Annotated in this window: 3 protein-coding genes and 1 pseudogene; all 4 read right to left on the bottom strand. The window is 53.3% G+C overall.

What is annotated here, in order from left to right; genetic code table 11:
* Positions 1-340, bottom strand: a pseudogene (locus Psfp_RS20770) (molybdenum hydroxylase); the annotation flags it as partial.
* On the bottom strand, positions 324-1,460 hold the full coding sequence (locus Psfp_RS20775) for an XdhC/CoxI family protein (protein ID WP_134220416.1): 1,137 nt from the start codon (positions 1,458-1,460) through the stop codon (positions 324-326). The pseudogene Psfp_RS20770 and the gene Psfp_RS20775, both read right to left, overlap by 17 nt.
* Before the next feature lie 87 nt (positions 1,461-1,547).
* Entirely contained in the window at positions 1,548-2,585 is a 1,038-nt protein-coding gene (locus Psfp_RS20780) for a molybdopterin-binding protein (protein WP_134220417.1), read from the bottom strand.
* A gap of 96 nt (positions 2,586-2,681) precedes the next feature.
* Complete coding sequence (locus tag Psfp_RS20785) at positions 2,682-2,918, bottom strand: hypothetical protein (protein WP_134220418.1); 237 nt, start codon at positions 2,916-2,918, stop codon at positions 2,682-2,684.
* Positions 2,919-3,375: the final 457 nt, after the last annotated feature.

The following is a 3,375-nucleotide window of genomic DNA, read 5'->3' on the forward strand; positions in this document are numbered from 1 at the left end:
GATTGCGTTTGGCCATCCTCGCGTCCACCACCACCGCGGGACGCGCATCTTTTACCACGGCCGCCGCGGGGTCTACCAGCACCGGGATGACCTTTTTTTCAAGCAATGACAGGGCCTCTTCCACCGAGCCGGCCAGGCCGGCCTCTATCCCTTCTATGGTGACGTTCCCTTCATATACCGCCTCGGCAAACGACACGGTCCTTCTTACCACCAGCGGGCGTTCTATTTCGGTCATGATCACGTCCAGGCCGCTCTTGTAAAGACGGTAAGCGACCCCTGAGGCGAGGTCGCCGGCTCCTCTTATCACTACCACTGCTTTATTTTTACTTATTTTTTTCACCCCCGCTAAAAACCTCTTGATACCCGCCTGCCGGTTCTATGAATACTTCCATCGCGCCGCCGCAGACCATCCCTTCCGCAGCTGCCGTGTCCGCGCTAAGCGACACTTTATACATGCGCGGCAAGTTTTCGTCAATCACACCAAGGGCGGCCAGCCGGACCTCCGACTCACCGCAACCGCCCCCTATTGTCCCCAAAATCCGGCCGTCTCCGTAAACCAGCATCCGCGCGCCTGCTTTGCGGGGGGTGGAGCCCCGTGTTTTTACTATTGTGGCCAGCGCCGCAGGTGTTTGATCTCCTGTGAGCGTTTTCTGCAATACTTCTCTGTCCGCCGCGGAAGGCAGTTCAACGTCGCCGGCGGACTTCTGCGGGCTGTGGTCTTTTAGGGAGCGGGCGCTCCCGCCGCGGCGCTCTCTGAGCAATTCCGCGGCTATACTTACGGCCACCTCTCCGGGGGTCTGCGCCCCTACGTCCAAACCTACCGGCATGTGCGCCTGCTCCAGTTTTCCGGCGTCTATACCTTCTTCGAGCAACTGCTGCCTGACTATTTTTATCTTTCGCCTGCTGCCGATCATGCCCAGGTAAGCCAGGGGGTATTTGATCAACCGGCGCAGGCATTCCTGGTCGTGCTGGTGGCCCCTGGTGACGATTACCACACTGCTTGACGGTCCCAGCTCCAGGTGTCTTTCCATGTCGCTGAAGTCGCAGCAGATGACTCTGTCGGCCCCGGGAAAACGCTCTTTGTGAGCAAAGTCAGGCCGGTCGTCGACTACCGTAACCTGGTACCCCAGTATTTTCCCGATAGCTGCCAGCGGCACGGCTATATGGCCGCCGCCTAAAATGATCAGTCCATGCGGCGGCTGGTAGGGGGCGATCATAACTGTGGCGCTCTGCTCCGGTTTGGCCGGGTTGAACAGGGTCGCTACCTCAAACATCCCGTTGGACCGGTTACTTTGGACCATTTCCGCCGCCTGCTCTGCCAGCCAGGCCAGCTCCAGGTTCCCTGCTTTCCCTTCACCGTTAATTTTTACTATTACCTTCTTCCCCAAGAGGCTGTCGGGAAGGTTTTGCTTGCCTATGACGGTCACTATGGTTATCCCTTGCTCCAGGTTGCTTTCCATATACTCCAATAACCTCCTCCCTGGATTTTTGGCGTTATTTTGCCATACATGCCTCGCTGAATAGTCGTTGGCAATGTTATTTTCAGGTTAGTGCGAGCCTTTGCCGAAGGTGCAGTTGGGATACCGGCACTCGGGACAAGCCCTGCAGAGCCCGCCGCAGGCCAGCGCCACGATGTCCTTGCGGGTTACCCGCTCACCCGCCAACAACCGCGGCAGGATTAAGTCCACGACGGTTATTTTGAAAAACATCCCGCAGGCCGGCACTCCCATGATCGGGACGTCCCCCAGGTAGGCCAGCATAAACATCGCGCCGGGCAGCGCGGCGGCGCCGTATTTCTCCACCCTGGCTCCCGCCAGGCGAATGGCGTTGGGGGTGACGTCGTCGGGGTCGACGGACATGCCTCCTGTTACAAAGATGATATCCGCTCCCTCCGAGGCCATTTTGTTGATCTTGGCGGCAATGATTTCAGCGTTGTCAGGCGCGAAATCTATGCCCAGTATCTCTGAACCGAACGCTTNCACTTTCTCGGTGATGACCGGTCCGAAACCGTCCCGGATACGCTTTTTATATACNTCGCTGCCGGTAATGACCGCGCCCACTTTTAATTCCTNAAAGGGAAGCACNTTGATGACCCAGCCGCCGGCCTGCCGGCAGATGTCTTCAGCGGNTGTNACTGTTGTTTCGGGTACGACCAGCGGTATGACCTTGGTCCCTGCCAGCAGTTCGCCTTCTTTGACCACCGTATTGTTGGGCANGGTCGATAAAATCACGTCCGGCAGCTCGTTGATNGCTTCCAGGGCGGGAATATTGATTTTCAGCAGCCCGTCGCAGGCGGCGTGCATGTTCACCCGGCTTTCCTTGGGGCCGGACCAGGTTACCCACTCGCCGGTGACAGCTTCGCCCAGGCGCACNCCGGCTTCGTCCTCATGGACGTCACCATGGTCAAGGTCTAAGATATAGATATTTTCCTTGCCCAACCNCAAGAGCTCGGGTACGTCTTCCGGCCTTATGATGTGCCCTTTTTTAAAAAGCGCTCCCTTGGCTTCTCCCTTCACGATTTGGGTGATATCGTGGCTGAGCACCTTTCCTACCGCTTCCTCTACCTTTATCGTCTGCAACTTCATTTATATCACTCCTTGAAAGCGCCTTTATCGTACACGATGGAGGATAGACTATCAATCAAAATTTATTCCTAGTTAGTATAACTCAAGGGACGCATTTCAACCTGGTGTTTTCCATACCCTGTCTCCGCAGGAAAGGCAGGTTATGACCGTACTGCCCTTGTTGGTCCTGATGATACACCTGCGGCTGTGAAAACCGCAGGCCTTGCAGTAAGAGCCTTCTTCAGTAAAGTATTCCTGATCTTTTTTTTCAAAAACTTTACTTTTAGGATTTTTATATCCTTTATTATTAAAAAATATCGCCAGATCTCGCGAGTCAACAACGTGGCCCGGCATTGCTATATTTTACCCCTTTATTATCAACATCTTTGTGTTAATTTTCAAACGATTCAGGTTACAACTTAAAATATTAACTGCAATTACAGTTGTGTTCGCAATTTAATCGTTCTTTTGTGGTTGTTAAATAATGCACAAGGAAAGCGTTACCAAAGGCGACGGCAAATATGTTTTTTGAAATATTGGTTATTTTGTATAAGTGCAGATATAATTTTAGCGGCAACGGCTTTTTCTTCCGTTGCCGCTAAAATTATCATAATGTTTCTTTTAGCTCACTTTTTAATTCGCGGCGTATGGCAAGGTTGTTATTAAGCTCCGCAACCGCAGCCACAGCCAGCTTCTTTTTCTTTCTTTTCTTTTAAGGCCTTGAGGATCATTTCCGGAGTAATCGGCACTTCGTAGAACCTTACACCGATAGCGTCGTAGATCGCGTTGGTAATCGCCGGGAAGGTCGGCT

Source organism: Pelotomaculum sp. FP (assembly GCF_004369245.1).
GTDB classification, from domain to species: Bacteria; Bacillota; Desulfotomaculia; order Desulfotomaculales; family Pelotomaculaceae; genus Pelotomaculum_C; species Pelotomaculum_C schinkii.

Coding starts and splice junctions, on each gene's coding strand:
- Psfp_RS20775 (WP_134220416.1), bottom strand. CDS start 1,460: ATGGAAAGCAACCTGGAGCAAGGGATAACCATAGTGACCGTCATAGGC.
- Psfp_RS20785 (WP_134220418.1), bottom strand. CDS start 2,918: ATGCCGGGCCACGTTGTTGACTCGCGAGATCTGGCGATATTTTTTAAT.